This is a genomic window from Leptospira stimsonii, from assembly GCF_003545885.1.
In the GTDB taxonomy this organism is placed as follows: domain Bacteria; phylum Spirochaetota; class Leptospiria; order Leptospirales; family Leptospiraceae; genus Leptospira; species Leptospira stimsonii.
Map to the genome: position 1 here is coordinate 242260 of NZ_QHCT01000003.1, position 14534 is coordinate 256793.

Sequence of the window (14534 nt, forward strand, 5' to 3'; positions counted from 1 at the left end):
TTCTGTTCAAAACGGACGATTTTCGGGGGATTTTATTCTAATCGTTAGAAAAAAAGGATTTGCCCTTCCAGATCTTCGAATCGAACTTGCAAGAAGTTGAAAAGTATAGCGATTGCTACAGGAAATTTTATGGAATTTTTCGCCCAAAACAAAGAACTGCTCGGAATTCTGATGATGCCCCTTACCTACGGGTTTGTCGGTTGGTTTACGAACGTCGTCGCGCTCAAGATGACCTTCTATCCATTGGAATTTGTAGGAATTCCTCCCTATCTCGGCTGGCAGGGAATCGTCCCCAAAAAGTCTCAGAAGTTGGCCCTCAAATCGGTGAACATCATGACGGAACGTTTGATCAAGGTGGAGGACTTCTTTTCCAAAGTGGATCCGGACCAGCTCGAAAAGGAATTCCAACCGGTTTTGGATCAACTCATTCCCGAAGCCACTCGAGAAATCATTCATCATATCAACCCGGCGCTTCGGACCCGATTGGAAGGAGAAGAAGAATCGAAAATAATAGCCGAAGTTCAGAAAAAAAACGAACACACGGTTAAGAACATCATGCTCCAAGTAAAGGAGAACGTCTCAAGCGTATTCAACTTTAAGTCACTCGTTCTTCGCAAACTTACCGGACCAAACGTTAAACGAATCGTCGACATATTTCAGGAAGTGGGCGCGAAGGAATTCAAATTTATAGAACACTGCGGCTGGTATCTCGGCGGAGCGATGGGAATTCTGCAAGCCCTTGCGTGGAATCTTTTTCCGTATTGGTGGACCTTACCCATCCAAGGAGTCGTCGTCGGATACATCACAAACTGGGTCGCGCTCACCATGATCTTTCGTCCCTTGTATGAAAAAAAAATCGGACCGATCCGATACCAGGGACTTTTTCTCAAACGTCAAGAAGACGTTTCCAAAAAGTATTCCAACGTCTTTGCGACTCAAGTTTTGACCGCAAGAAACGTCTTAGAAGAAATCCTATACAAACGTGCCGCACGTTCTCTCGTGGAAACGATTCAATCGGAAACGGAAACCGCGGCGCAAAGGCTTCAACTAAACGGAACCTTGGATCAGGAAACCAGCAACGAAAACTCGGAGTTTGAAACTTCCAAAAAGGAAGTGATCGCAAAAGTATCCGATTCCCTTGCGAACAGTTCCACAAAACTCGAAACGTATATGGGAAGGGCGATGTCCATCGAAAACAATATGTTCAAAAGAATGAAAGACCTCCCTCCGGAGGAATTCGAACCGATCCTAAGATCCGCGTTTCAAGAAGACGAATACGTATTGATTCTCATCGGTTCGGTGTTAGGCGCGATCGTAGGTCTTTTTCAAGGCATTTACATGCTCTCAGTTTCCTAAAAAAAGAGGAAAGAATGAAGACGATCCGTTTGACTGAAGATTCTCCCGAACTCTTTCTCAAAAAAATGCAGAAGGCATTGAGTGGTAAAGAACTCGGATCCATCGTTAGTTTTTATCTCGAGGACCAAAAGCTTACGATCCGTTTCGCCGGTTTCGGGGAATCCAAAATCTGGTATTCGATACGCAGATCGGAAACCGGATGTTACGAAGCTGTCAAACTGAAAGAAAAGATCTCGTTCACTCATCTTGCATTTCGAAACGGAATAGAATCCGAATTAAGAAGCTTGATGGAACGATTCGGGGCAAAAATATCGGACGAATGAAGAATCGAACTCTCCCTTCGGATCCGAAAAATATTTCAAAACGATTACAAATACCGATCGGAGATTCTCTCGTCATCGCCGCGGAAGTCTACGGTCCGTATCCTCTTTGGAAAAATTCTCCGGCTCCGGTCCTTTGTATCCACGGTCTTACCGGCAATCTCAAAAACTTCGCTCCTCTCGCAAGAGATCTCGTAAAACAAGGATTAACCGTAATCACGTACGATCTTCGAGGAAGAGGTGAATCCTCCAAACCGAACGGAACGTATTCTCATGATCTTCACTCGGAAGACCTTCTTAAAATCATCGATTTTCTAAAGATCGATCGGGCCAATCTACTCGCACATTCCCTCGGTTGTTGGATCTCACTTGCCTTCGCAAAAAAGTATCCTTCGCGAACGGGGAAACTCTGTTTGATCGACGGTGGCGGACAACTTTCGATTCCGAGAAAAATTTCCAATCTACTTATGATCCAACAATCCTTACAAAGACTCGGTAAAACTTTTTCTTCCAAAGAAGAGTATCTAAATCTCGCGAAACAATCGCCGATTCTAAGTTCTTGGAACGAAGATGTTGAGAATTTTCTAATATACGAATTAGAGCCGATCCAAAACGGAAAGAACGTTTTCTACCAGTGTAATATCCCCGAAGAAGTCATCGATTCCGAATTGGTGCAGATGGGAGGCGCGAGATATCCGCAAAAAATTCTTACGAACTTTTTAAAAAATCCGATCCGTAGTATTCGAATCTTAAAAAAGAATCGGGTCATGCCCTACTCTCAAATTTCTGCGCCGACCCTGATCGTTCGGGCGGGGAAACCGAACTTTAAAAAAGGAGACGAACTACTTCCGGACTCTGCGATTCGGATCTTTCAAAAATTCTGGAAGGACGCAGTCGTTCTTACCTTACCGGATAAAAATCATTACGAAGCGATTCTTCTTCCGGATCTCAAACGAGATGAAACCATCGCCTGGTTTTTTTCGAAAAAATAACGAGTCAAAGATGGATCGTATTCTCTTCCTCTTTCTCGTTTTTTGCGATCCAGGGCGAAAATTTCAGGATCATAAAGACAAGAAGTAAAAAGAAAACGCCGGACAACCATCTATTTTTCGACGTATGATACAGAAGATTGGAAGTTCCGGGTTTTGCTATTTGGCCTTTTTTGTAGACAATTCCGGATTCTTCGGAAATGGTTTCGATTCCGATCACGTGAAGAATCGGAATTTTCTTTTCGAGATAAAATTTTAGAATCGAATCCGGCAAATCGGAAGATTCTTCCATTTCCCAAACGAGTCCTCTCGGAATCTTCTTCTTACCCAAACTCGTCCCCGTTGAAATAGTTCCCCCGCCGACATTGACATAGAGACGTACATTCGATTTTTCGTATATATGAATTCTCTGAATCAGAGAATCTTCGAAAGAAGAAACGGACAAAAATCGATACCCGTTTTTTTTGATCGAAGCCCGGATTTGTCTTACTCCGAACGTATCGATCCCGATTCCTTGATCGTCGATTCCTCCCGTTGAATACGCGTGCGCCCTTTGAAAGATCAAACCTTCTTGAAATAAAAAATTCTCCCATTCCGGCCAAAGAAATTCGGGAAGATTGGCGCCGTATTGCGATGAGGAAACGCTTCCGATGACGTTTACCCTTAAACCCATCGCGTCCGCCGCAGAGTAGAATGCGATATTCAATGCAGGGAAAGATCCGGAAATGCCCGCGGAGATCGCATCGTCTTTTTTTAATCCCGCTCGGAGGAACTGGTCCACAAACCAAATCGCAAAATCCGGATGAACCGAGGCTTGTTTGGAGGACAGTTTTCCGGAAGAACTCGTGACCGAAGAAAGTTCGACTCCAATCAAACCGGATAAGGACGGATCCAAGTTCGGGTCTATGTTCAAACCTTTTTGGATTCGTAAGGCCTTGATTTTCTGAAAACAACGATACGCGTTCTCACTCGCTTTCTGTTTGATTTCAAAATCCGATACCGTTTCCATAACCGGAAAAAATTCTATGATCCCCAAAAAAAAGAGGGAAACGAACGTAAGAATCAAGATCGAAAACGAAGACCTTCTTTGTAGGAACCAAACTTTCACCGAGGAAACGATTCTCCCAAAAGACAAAGAAGCAGGAGCCTCACCAAAGAACCGCATACGAACGTCGCCGAAATCGTATGAAAGAGACCTTGTTTTTCCGCGGAGATAGCGATCAATCCCGGGACGATATGTCCGATCCATCTAGATTCAAGATTTTGAATATATCCGAAAAACCACACTTCGATTTCCTGTAATCCCAAGGAAATGAGAATGGATAACAAAAGAAAAAACACGACCTTTCTTTGTCCGAAAGATAAGAAGGAAGTTTCGACGATCTTATAGATGCCGAGTGTGAGCAAACTACTCAGCAAAAGAAAGAATATCGTCCAGGGTTGTAAAAGGGAAAGTGCGAGGTAACCCGGAACGACCCAACCTCCCGGATAAAGTCCGGTCCTTTCCCAAAGAAAAAAACCGAGAAAAATTCCAAGACCGATAGAAAGGGTCAACACTTCCAATTTTCAACTCCTCTTTCCAAGAGCGAACACTGATTTTCAAGCCAAACCCGACCTTCTCCCTCGAAATTACCGGCTCCGATCCATATTCGCGAATTTTGAATATTCGAATTCCATTGTATATGATCCGATATTTTTTTCCGTTGTATTTTCCCAACTCCGGTGTAAGCGGAAGAAAACAATCGATAACCGGGTCCGAAAAAATAGATCGTATCCAAATCCGGAAGACCGGAAAAAAAACGAGCAAAGTCGACGGTTCTCACCGGCCTTTCCTTTTTGGAACTAAAAACCACGTGGAGCGTATCGGAAGGAAATCGATCACGGACCGATCTGAAAATTTTTTCCCAGGAAATGATATCGTTGGCGGCGAACGCAAACACAAACCGTTGTTTTGTCTCTTTGAGAGAAAATTCTTTCAAACGAAGTGCGCCCGGATCAGGGTTCGTCTTCGAAATTCCGCGGAGAATCACCGATTCTTCGATACCTAAAATCTCGGCGATCGTCACTGCGACTTCCAGGTTTTCGACATGTTCCGCATAACGCATCGTATTTGCAATTTTTTGAATGGAATCTTCCGAAATTTTTGGAACGCCGGCAACCGAAACCGTTTTTTTGTCCTGCGTAAACCGTTTCCAATCTACTTCCTTCAGGGAACGGCCGTAGACCAAGGTCCCGTTTTGCGGAATCGTCCGAGTAAATCCGTTCAAAAGCATCGTTTCTGAATCCGCGAATTCCCCGTGATCGGGTCGAACGTTCGTGATCACTGTATGGGTTGCCTGTAAGAGGAGTCGTTCCGAATCCTTCTGATAGTGTGGTTGCACCGCCATACATTCCACGACGATGGCCTGCGCTTTTTTTTTCGAAACAAAATTTAAAAAGGAGATCACTTCGGAAATGGAAACCTTATTCCGAAAAATTCTTTTTTCGCTTCGATCCGGAAACAAAAGATTAGGCTCCGATCCGGTCGTCTTTGCGAATACGTTCCATCCCGCTTCGGAAAGAATCGAATGGATCAAACGGGTCACGGAGGACTTTCCCCTGGTTCCGTTGACGTGGATTCGGATCGGGATCGAATCCAAGGACTTCTTGTGTTTCCATTTTTCTAAAACGAGGAACAAAACAAAAAGAGAAAAGAACATGGAAAGAATCAAAATCGAAAGGATCATGCAGGAGTCACGTTTTAGGTTCTAAAGAAATGAGAATCGCCGTGATGTCGTCCTGAATTTTTTGTCTTCCGAGGTGATCCATCAGAGCTTGAAGAATCGCGGGTATCGTTTCTTCCATCGCTTCCTTAAATTTTTCGGCAAGAATTCTCTGTACCGCGAGTTCGCCAAACTGTTGTTTATCGGAGTTGAACTCTTCGTAGATACCGTCCGTGAGTAAAAAAAGTCTGTCCCCATCCTGATAACTCAAGGAAAAAATTCCGTATGAGTTCGATGGATCCAAACCCAGAAGAGAACCGGTTCTATCCAAACCCATAACTAAATCCTCGGAAAGAAAGAATTGAGGCGGATGTCCTCCGGAAGAATATACGATCTTTTTTTGATTCGTATCGATATCCGCGAGAAAGCAGGAAAAAAACAGTCCAATGTTTCCGAAATTCTTACAATATTCGGAATTGAATTCGGTGAGAATTGTCCCTGGATCCGAATCTTTTTGCTTTAAGGATTCCAAAATTCCCTTGAGAGTCATCGTAAGAAGGGCGGCTTGAATCCCGTGACCGGTCGCGTCCGCTAAGAACACCCGTAGGACGCCGGGTTTGATTTCGAAAAGATCGTAGAGGTCTCCTCCCACTTCCATCATCGGAAGATAGGCAGAATGAACCTGTATCCCCGAAATCGAAGGAATATCGGAAAGAATTTCGGATTGAAGTCGTTTGGCGAGACTGAGTTCTTCCTTCATGGATTTATAATAACCAGCGAGCAGTCTGGATCGTTGTCTCACCTTTTCTTCGAGGCGTTCGAGTAATTCTTCTTTTTCTCGATCCATCCTTTTGAGAGTTTGATTGGCTCTTTTCAGCTCCATTAGAATTCTATGTTTTTCTGATATATCACGGATGATGATATGATATTGATAAGAATCCTCCGGCCCCGTGACCGAAACTGAGACCTCCGAAATCAAAATCGATTTGTCTTTTCGTATCAGTCGGATCGGTCCGAACGGCTTTCGTCTTTTTTTGTCGGGAAGTTTTGCGACGTTTTTGAGAATTCTATAAAAACGATTTCGAATCCGAAGCGGAAACTGATGTTCGATCGTCTTTCCCATCAATTCGGAAGCGAGATAACCGGACATATCCTCCGCCGCAGGATTGATTAAAAAAACGCGAAACTCTTTGTCTAAGGAAACGATCGCGTCGATCGCGGAATGAAATAAGAGTGAATAGCGTTCCTCGGGGTCGTAACTTTTCTGTTCGAAACTCGTGGAACCTGTCATAGCGTGTCGGAAGAGAGTCTATAAGAATGGAGTCCACCTTTTGTAAAGTCAAGAATCTTTCAGAAAGATTCAGGAAGATCCACGTAAAAGCGAGTCGAACCTTTTTCGGATTCAAAGGAAAGTTCTCCTCCCATTTCCCGTACCAGGTTGTAGGAAACGGTAAGACCAAGTCCTGTTCCTTTTCCGATCTCTTTGGTCGTATAGAATGGATCGAAGAGTTTATGTCTGTTTTCTTCCGGTATTCCCACCCCGGAATCTTCCACGATCGTTCGTATAAACTTTCTATTTCCTTTTTGGATGGGGATCCAAGAGACACGGAGAATTTTTTCCCGGGAAGAATCCGGATTACTTTCGATCGCGTCTTTTGCGTTGGTTAGAAGATTGAGATAAACTTGTCTGAGCCGTCCGGCGGAACAAACCGCGTAGACGGGAGTTTCTAAATCGGGAACTAAAGTTGCGATCCCCGACTTACGAAAGCTATTCTTCAAAAGTCCAAAGGTACAACAGAAAATAGAAGTGAGATCGTGAATTTTCGCTTCTTCTTTTTCCAGACGTGTGAAGGTAAGCATGTCTCGAACGATTTCGGAAATTCGATTGCTTTCTTGTAAGATGATTCCCGCGTATTTTCGAAGTGGGTTTCCCGTTTCGATTCCGTTAAAGACCATTTCTGCGTAGTTGATCACACCCATCAGAGGATTGTTGATTTCGTGAGCCACTCCGGCCGAAAGAGTTCCGATCGCTTCCAGTTTTTGTCTTTGAACCCAAGAATCACTTGGTTTTTCGAGACCGGTGCTGAAGCTTTCAGAAGAATTCTCTTGGGAAAGAGATCCTACAGAAGAATGAGACGGTTCCAAATACGCGAAGATTTGAAGTTCTTCCAGATCGAATGCAAAAGAAACGGAATATTCTTTTTGTGAACCGTCCTTTGCGAGAATTTCAATTTCGTAATTGGGATTGTTTTCTAAATCTTTGAGATCCGGCCAGAGAGAAAGATCCGAGAAATCCGGAATTTGATTCTGAAAGTCGCAAATCGAACCCCAATATTGACGATCTTCCAATTCTTCTTTGGAAAAACCGGAGGTTCTACAAAACGCTGAATTCGCCTTTTTGATCAAAAGGGATGGCTCTAAGATGCAGGCCGGAACCGGGGAAAGTTCAAAAAAGTTGTAGGACATCCGATTCTAAGCGTTCACAGTTTGGAAAAGCTCCTCCCTTCTATGAAAGATTAGAACCGGAAACAAGTTAGAATCTAACGTCAGAACCCGGTAAAATCTGTTTCAAAACGATAGAATGTTCAGTACACTTTTAGTAATTCTACTTCAAATACGAGAGTCGAGTTCGGAGGAATGGCGGCGCCGGCTCCTCTGGATCCGTAGCCCAACTCGGGAGGAATCGTAAGTTTGCGGATTCCGCCTTCTTTCATTCCTCTTACGCCGCGATCCCATCCTTTGATGACTTCGCCCGCGCCTAAGTTGAATGTGAACGGTGCTCGACGATCGCGAGAACTATCGAATTTTTTTCCGTTTGTGAGAGTTCCCACATAATGAACGGTTACGTTGGATCCGGAGAAGGCTTCCTTTCCGGTTCCGACACGAATGTCTTTGATGATCAGATCTTCCGCAAAAGCGGGTACAAACGATAGAATCAAAAAGCCAACAACAACACTCAAACGAATCAATTTCATTTTCCTCTCCCTCCGGTTCTTCTTACACCGGCTCCAGAAAATCCCCCTGCTTTCGCTTGGCTTCCGTGAACCTTACCCGAACCGGAAAGTCCTTTGAGGGATTGTTTTCTTTCGAACTCTTTTTTCAATTCTTCCGAATCGACTACCGCGATTTGTTTCCCAGCGATTTCTTTTTTATTCAACGCCGCGATTGCTTTTTCGCCGGCGGAATCTTCCATCTCGACGGATCCATAGGATAAAGAACGACCTGTGGTTTTGTCTTTTTTAATATTTACGTCCTGAACCGTTCCAAACTCCGAAAAAATCTTTTTTAACTCGTCTTCGGTAAGTTCCTGGGGCAAATTTCCTACTGATATCTTCATGATTTTTCCTTCTCGGGAATCAATTTGCAAAATCCAATTCTATTGAAAACCAAATTCCAGAATGAGAATACACAAAACTCTCGAGTTCTTCACAAGATTCCAAGAACCGAATTTCCGATTCGGAGCAAAATCGGGAACAAAAGTGAATCCTGCGTTTTTGTCTTGGAAGTAGATCGGAAACGAGAATCCTGGAAAGGAATGGCCGATTTTTTTCAACTCAATCCGGGCGAAATTCTTACCTTAGTCGAAAAGGCGGGCTATGAACCTTCCGGACATTGTATGGCGCTGAATAGTTTGGAGAACCGGGTCTTTGATCTTCGATTGGAAGACGGAACTCATATCATTTCAAAATTCTACAGGCCAGGGAGATGGACTCGGGAACAAATCTTGGAAGAACACCAATTTCTCTTGGATCTGAAAGAGGAAGAGATCCCTGTCTGCGCCCCACTTCCGTTTCCGGATGGAACGAGCCTGGCTTGTTTTCAGGATGAGATCTTTTATTCTTTTTGGCCTCGGGTCGGCGGTCGTTCTCCGGACGAATTGAGTTCGGAAAATCTAAGAATTCTCGGAAGGCTTTTGGGAAGAATCCACAACGTCGGTCAGTCCAAAACCTTAGAGCACAGAATCACCCTGAATTCAAACACCTATGGAACAACTCCCTTAGAACTTTTGACCCAAGGAGAATGGATTCCTTCGAATTGCAAAAAAGAATATCAGGAAACCGCCTTACGAATCTTCGATCTTTTCCAAGAAAAAATCGAATCGGTCCCGATTCTCCGAATTCACGGAGATTGTCATAAGGGAAATCTTCTGCACGGAAAAGAAGGTTGGTTTTTTGTGGACTTCGATGATTCCCTTTGTGGTCCGGCGGTTCAGGATTTTTGGATGCTTCTTTCCCGAGGACAAGAAGGAATCGAAGAAAGAGAACACCTCGTTGCCGGCTATCGAGAATTTCGTGATTTCGACGATCGTTGGTTTGAATTGATCGAAATACTCAGAGCGATGCGGTTTATCCACTATTCGGCTTGGATTTCCAACCGTTTTGAAACCGACCCTTCCTTTCCTACGGCATTCCCTCACTTTATCGGAAACGAATACTGGGAAAAAGAGACCCTCGAGCTGAAAGAACAATACAAACTCATCCAGGGTTCCTTAGGGGACAAACATTTCTTTTCCGTTACGGATTCTCAACCGAAAGAAGAAGAGCTCACCAACAAAGATTTTTTTTGGGACCTCGAAGATTAACCGATTGCTTTTGTAACCGAAAAGTAATAATCACAATTGGGTCAGGGACAAAATTTCAGTTGTCCGACTTCCCCTATAGAAAAGACTAAAAAAGAACTCGATATTCAAGATTTAATGCGAAAACTGTAGATTCTATCAAACAATAAACGGAAGCGTTTCATGGACTTTTTCCTCATCATCGTAATTCTAATGGCCATCCTCGGCGTCGGCGACCTCTTAGTCGGGGTTTCGAACGATGCCGTAAACTTCACAAACTCAGCCGTCGGTTCCAAGGCTTCTTCGAAAAGAATCATTCTCGTCGTCGCCGGAATCGGGATCATCTTGGGCGCACTTTCTTCCAGCGGAATGATGGAAGTTGCAAGAAAAGGAATCTTTCATCCCGGAGGTTTCGCGCTCCAAGACCTGATGTTCTTATTCCTTGCGGTCATGTTGACGGATATCGTACTCTTGGATCTCTACAACACCTTGGGACTTCCGACTTCTACGACCGTGTCTCTTGTGTTTGAACTCTTGGGAGCGGCTCTTGCCATCGCATTCCTAAAAACCGGAACCTTGAACGGAGCCTTCCAGATCATCAATTCGGAAAGCGCATTAAAGATCATCTTCGGGATCGTGACGAGCGTGATCGTGGCCTTCTTTTCCGGGATGATTTTACAATTCTTCTTTCGATTTATTTTCTCTTTCGATTTGAAACGATCGATGAAATACTTCGGTGGTCTTTTCGGAGGTCTTTCGGTTACGACCGTGATCTTTTTTACGCTCTTAACGGCGATGAAAGGATCCGCGCTGATCACCCCTGAGATGGGCAAATTTTTAAACGATAATTTTACGAATATCCTCCTGATCAGTTTCGCCGGGTTTTCCATCCTCTTTCAAGTTCTCGTATTATTTGAATGGAATATTCTAAAATTCCTCGTTTTGGTGGGAACCGGTTCTCTTGCGATGGCGTTTGCAAGCAACGACTTGGTGAATTTCATCGGAGTTCCACTCGCGAGTTTTACGACTTGGACTTTGATTCAACAAGGTGGAGATGCGAGCGCTCTGGCGACCGGTCTTGCGGGGAATGTGGCGACTCCGAGCTTTATTCTTCTGGGAGCGGCTTGTGTGATGCTTTTCCCTCTTTGGTTTTCCAGAAAGGCGGAATCGGTTACACAAACGGAAGTCACCTTGGGTTCTCAGGGAGAAACCTTAGAAGCATTTAACACAAGTTTGGTGGCACGCGTTTTTGTTCAGATCGCTCTTGGAATTTATCTTCCGATCAAGGCAATTCTACCGGCGCGATTAAGAAACTTTATAGGGAAACGTTTTGAAAATAGAAACACATTAGAAATCGTGAAAGTTCATGAAACGGAAGCATTCGACTTGCTTCGCGCTTCCGTGAACATCCAGATCGCGAGTGCTTTGATTCTGATCGGAACCCTTTACAAACTTCCTCTTTCCACTACATTCGTAACCTTCATGGTCGCGATGGGAACTTCTTTGACGGACGGCGCTTGGAACAAGGAGAATTCGGTCAATCGTGTGAGCGGAGTTCTCACCGTTGTGGGCGGCTGGTTTTTTACGGCGATCATCGCATCCACTACGGCGGCGATCATCGGTTCTATTCTTTATCTATTCGGTTTTTCTTCGGTCTTCGTTCTTGTGATCGCCGCTGGTCTTTTGATCTTTCTTTTTGCAAGAATCCACAAAAAACGCCAAGACACCTACGACGAAAATCTTGAAAAACTCATCACTCTTAGAAAACACCCCGAGAGAGCGCTTTCCAGAACCATCTCTTCCATGCTCGCGAGCTTGAGTGTTGCAAGAAAGGCGCTCAACAATGCATGCGCAGGTTACGTAAACGGAAAGAAAAAGAACTTCAGACAAACTCAGAAACTTCTGAAAGACTTAAAGAAGATGAGAGAGAATTCTCTTTCCAGCTTTTTATCGATCGCCAACAAACATCTGGAAGAAGAGGACTTGGCTTCTATTCATCCGATTACAGATTCGATCAATCATTTGGATAGAATCACGGAAAGTATTTGGAATATTTTGAGAACTTCTTCGAACGGAATCAATTCTTTCCATGAAGTTTCCAAAGACGAAAAAGAAGAAGTGAAAGAGCTCAGAAAACAGGCGACCAACCTGATGGAACTCCTCGCGGATTCGGACAAGTTTCCTGATCTATTGGAAAAAGCGAGATCGGAGAAGAAAACAAAGAATCTCGAAAAGGCAAAACAAAACATCTACAAGAGCCAGATGAAACGGATCAAAAAGGGAGACAGCAAACTGAAATCCAGTGTATCTTACTTTGTGATTATCGACGAACTCATCGACATCAACGAGAATCTTCTTTCTCTTGCGGAACAATTGAGCGTCGCCATTCCTTGGGCGGAAAAGAAGAAGTTGGAATTACAAGGCAAATCCCTTCTCGCATCCAAAGTGGAAGAAAAGAAAAAGAAGAAGTAATATTCTTTTCGCATCGGCCTTCGACAATCCGCGGTTTTTTACAAACGGAAATCGCGAGTTGTCGGAAGCAAACTTTGTCCAAGTTTGGCAAAGCCTCCTCCAGAATTTTTCACGGGTAGAATTATTCTTTCAACCCAGCTTTATACATTGTTGCTCGCGTCTATCGACGATGACAAAGCCTACTCGATATGTATCCGTCCTTTCCAAGGGTGATCCAAACAGAGTGGCCGCAAAAAACCTCATAGAAAAATTTCCATTCAAAACGAAGCCATTTTTTCAATAATACACGAAGCGATAAATTAGAACATTTGAATTTTCTAATGCATGAGTTTTCAATTAAAAACAATTTTTTCTAAAACGAAACGCTATAATGAATTTATTTTTTTGCTAAAGAGAGTTTCTTTAGGAGACGTTATCTTGTGATCTTGTAATCCCGGAATTGATAGAAAGGAAAACAAGTTTCCGGATCTGCAAAATCCGTTTTTAAGAAATCCGCATTTCTACGATGTAAAGAGCGTGAGGCGAGGAAATGAATGACAGCAGAGGAGCAAAGGGGAATTTTCTGTCGGAGTTCCTACAAAAAAAGGTCAGTTTTCGGTTTGCAAAATTAGAATTTTGTGATATAGGCAAATTTCCCGAATTTTCCCGCCACCGCTCCCCTCCACCCAAAACTAGGGTGGGGCCGGCGAGTGTTTTACGGAAGATTCGTAGTTCCTACAGACTTTTCGGAGTTCCAATGATTACTCCGAAAAACAGCAACGCCCGAAAAGCACAAAATAGGCAAGCCGCAAGAAAGTACATTCACCTCGTCACTTCAAGAGGATCCACTGCCTCCTCCTCTTGTCGGAAGCATTTCGAGGAAAATGAAGAATTAAGCGATCTTAGATTCTTTTTTAAGAATCAATGTGGGCATCACACGATCGGAAATAACTTCTCCTGTGATGATTACTTCTTCAATGTCCTTTCGAGAAGGAATGTCAAACATCAAATCCAGCATGATATTTTCCACGATGGCCCTGAGTCCTCGGGCACCCGATTCTCTCTTGATCGCAAGTTCAGCGATCTTATCGATGGCGTCTTCCCGGAACGTAAGTTTTACATTCTCAAGTTCCAATAAACGAGTGTATTGTTTGAGAACGGAGTTTTTCGGTTCGCGGAAGATTTGTTTGAGCATATCCACGTCCAATTCTTGAAGCGTAGCCACGATCGGCAATCTTCCGATAAATTCCGGGATCAGACCAAACTTGATCAGGTCTTCCGGAATCACTTGCCCCATCAACGCATCCTTGCTATCCGACTGTGGTCTCGTCTCTTCGGATCCGAAACCGATCGTTTTCACGCCGGTTCTGGATTTGATGATATTCGGAAGATCCACAAATGCACCGCCAAGAATGAACAGAATATTCTTGGTATCGACTTGTAAGTATTCCTGATGAGGATGTTTTCTTCCACCCTGAGGTGGAACGTTGGCTACGGTTCCTTCGATGATCTTTAGAAGCGCTTGTTGGACACCTTCCCCGCTCACGTCTCTTGTGATCGAGGCGCTGTCCGACTTACGTGCGATCTTGTCGACCTCGTCGATGTAGATGATTCCGATCTCGGCCTTCTTGATATCGTTGTCTGCGTTCTGGATGAGTTTAAGAATGATGTTTTCTACGTCTTCTCCCACATAACCCGCTTCGGTCAAAGCAGTCGCGTCTACGATTGCAAACGGAACCTTGATGATTCTTGCAAGAGTTTGAGCGAGCAAGGTTTTCCCACTTCCTGTCGGACCAATCAGAAGAATATTCGATTTTTCGATTTCGATATCGGATTTCTTTTCTTTCAGATTAACGCGTTTGTAATGGTTGTAAACCGCTACGGAGAGGGCTTTCTTTGCGTGATCCTGTCCGATGACATACTGATCCAAAATCGCTTTGATATCAGCAGGACTGGGAACCTCGCTGAATACTTCGGTCTTCTCGTGCGTATGATCGTGATCTTCCGCGATAATTTCGTTACAAAGAGAAATACACTCGTCGCAGATGTAAACACCCGGGCCGGCGACTAAACGTTTTACCGCATCCTGTTCTTTTCCGCAAAAAGAGCAGAATAGTTTTTGTTTACCGTTGGTTCCCGGTGTTTTCTTCGCCAAGGG

The 14534-nt window shown here is 44.0% G+C and carries 13 protein-coding genes; 5 read left to right on the forward strand and 8 right to left on the reverse strand.

The window, feature by feature from the left end:
* Window positions 1–129 precede the first annotated feature (129 nt).
* Genes DLM75_RS12385 through DLM75_RS12395 form a run of 3 tightly spaced genes read left to right on the forward strand, consistent with a single transcriptional unit; the run spans window position 130 to window position 2668 of the window.
* Window positions 130–1356, forward strand: a complete 1227-nt coding sequence (locus DLM75_RS12385) for a DUF445 domain-containing protein (protein WP_118968822.1) — start codon at window positions 130–132, stop codon at window positions 1354–1356.
* A gap of 14 nt (window positions 1357–1370) precedes the next feature.
* Entirely contained in the window at window positions 1371–1679 is a 309-nt protein-coding gene (locus DLM75_RS12390; protein ID WP_118968823.1) for a hypothetical protein, read from the forward strand.
* The gene (locus tag DLM75_RS12395) at window positions 1676–2668 is read left to right on the forward strand and encodes an alpha/beta hydrolase (RefSeq protein WP_118968824.1); all 993 of its coding nucleotides are present in this window, start codon (window positions 1676–1678) and stop codon (window positions 2666–2668) included. The genes DLM75_RS12390 and DLM75_RS12395 overlap by 4 nt, the downstream gene beginning before the upstream one ends.
* A 4-nt stretch (window positions 2669–2672) precedes the next feature.
* On the opposite strand, the gene pgsW is transcribed toward DLM75_RS12395, so the two are convergent.
* From pgsW to DLM75_RS12430, 7 genes are all read right to left on the reverse strand, one after another.
* Window positions 2673–3773: a poly-gamma-glutamate system protein gene (pgsW, locus tag DLM75_RS12400; protein WP_277738617.1), complete on the reverse strand. Its 1101-nt coding sequence runs from the start codon at window positions 3771–3773 to the stop codon at window positions 2673–2675.
* Window positions 3770–4228 (reverse strand): poly-gamma-glutamate biosynthesis protein PgsC, encoded by a 459-nt coding sequence (gene pgsC, locus DLM75_RS12405; protein ID WP_118968826.1) that lies wholly within the window; start codon window positions 4226–4228, stop codon window positions 3770–3772. The genes pgsW and pgsC overlap by 4 nt, the downstream gene beginning before the upstream one ends.
* Complete coding sequence (pgsB, locus tag DLM75_RS12410; RefSeq protein ID WP_118968827.1) at window positions 4216–5391, reverse strand: poly-gamma-glutamate synthase PgsB; 1176 nt, start codon at window positions 5389–5391, stop codon at window positions 4216–4218. Before pgsB ends, pgsC begins: the two co-directional genes overlap by 13 nt.
* A gap of 7 nt (window positions 5392–5398) precedes the next feature.
* The gene (locus tag DLM75_RS12415) at window positions 5399–6658 is read right to left on the reverse strand and encodes a SpoIIE family protein phosphatase (protein ID WP_118968828.1); all 1260 of its coding nucleotides are present in this window, start codon (window positions 6656–6658) and stop codon (window positions 5399–5401) included.
* Between the two features lie 59 nt (window positions 6659–6717).
* Window positions 6718–7833: a PAS domain-containing sensor histidine kinase gene (locus DLM75_RS12420; protein ID WP_118968829.1), complete on the reverse strand. Its 1116-nt coding sequence runs from the start codon at window positions 7831–7833 to the stop codon at window positions 6718–6720.
* Between the two features lie 119 nt (window positions 7834–7952).
* The gene (locus DLM75_RS12425; protein ID WP_118968830.1) at window positions 7953–8342 is read right to left on the reverse strand and encodes an FKBP-type peptidyl-prolyl cis-trans isomerase; all 390 of its coding nucleotides are present in this window, start codon (window positions 8340–8342) and stop codon (window positions 7953–7955) included.
* The gene (locus tag DLM75_RS12430; protein ID WP_118968831.1) at window positions 8339–8734 is read right to left on the reverse strand and encodes an RNA recognition motif domain-containing protein; all 396 of its coding nucleotides are present in this window, start codon (window positions 8732–8734) and stop codon (window positions 8339–8341) included. Before DLM75_RS12430 ends, DLM75_RS12425 begins: the two co-directional genes overlap by 4 nt.
* Window positions 8735–8902: 168 nt before the next feature.
* Between DLM75_RS12430 and DLM75_RS12435 the strand changes: the two genes are divergently transcribed.
* Entirely contained in the window at window positions 8903–9949 is a 1047-nt protein-coding gene (locus DLM75_RS12435) for a serine/threonine protein kinase (RefSeq protein ID WP_118969167.1), read from the forward strand.
* A gap of 159 nt (window positions 9950–10108) precedes the next feature.
* Window positions 10109–12397 (forward strand): inorganic phosphate transporter, encoded by a 2289-nt coding sequence (locus DLM75_RS12440; protein WP_118968832.1) that lies wholly within the window; start codon window positions 10109–10111, stop codon window positions 12395–12397.
* Window positions 12398–13268: 871 nt separating this feature from the next.
* Here DLM75_RS12440 and clpX read toward each other — a convergent pair.
* Entirely contained in the window at window positions 13269–14531 is a 1263-nt protein-coding gene (gene clpX / locus DLM75_RS12445; protein WP_118968833.1) for an ATP-dependent Clp protease ATP-binding subunit ClpX, read from the reverse strand.
* Between the last annotated feature and the right edge of the window lie 3 nt (window positions 14532–14534).

Coding starts and splice junctions, on each gene's coding strand:
- DLM75_RS12385 (WP_118968822.1), top strand. CDS start 130: ATGGAATTTTTCGCCCAAAACAAAGAACTGCTCGGAATTCTGATGATG.
- DLM75_RS12390 (WP_118968823.1), top strand. CDS start 1,371: ATGAAGACGATCCGTTTGACTGAAGATTCTCCCGAACTCTTTCTCAAA.
- DLM75_RS12395 (WP_118968824.1), top strand. CDS start 1,676: ATGAAGAATCGAACTCTCCCTTCGGATCCGAAAAATATTTCAAAACGA.
- pgsB (WP_118968827.1), bottom strand. CDS start 5,391: ATGATCCTTTCGATTTTGATTCTTTCCATGTTCTTTTCTCTTTTTGTT.
- DLM75_RS12415 (WP_118968828.1), bottom strand. CDS start 6,658: ATGACAGGTTCCACGAGTTTCGAACAGAAAAGTTACGACCCCGAGGAA.
- DLM75_RS12420 (WP_118968829.1), bottom strand. CDS start 7,833: ATGTCCTACAACTTTTTTGAACTTTCCCCGGTTCCGGCCTGCATCTTA.
- DLM75_RS12425 (WP_118968830.1), bottom strand. CDS start 8,342: ATGAAATTGATTCGTTTGAGTGTTGTTGTTGGCTTTTTGATTCTATCG.
- DLM75_RS12435 (WP_118969167.1), top strand. CDS start 8,903: ATGGCCGATTTTTTTCAACTCAATCCGGGCGAAATTCTTACCTTAGTC.
- DLM75_RS12440 (WP_118968832.1), top strand. CDS start 10,109: ATGGACTTTTTCCTCATCATCGTAATTCTAATGGCCATCCTCGGCGTC.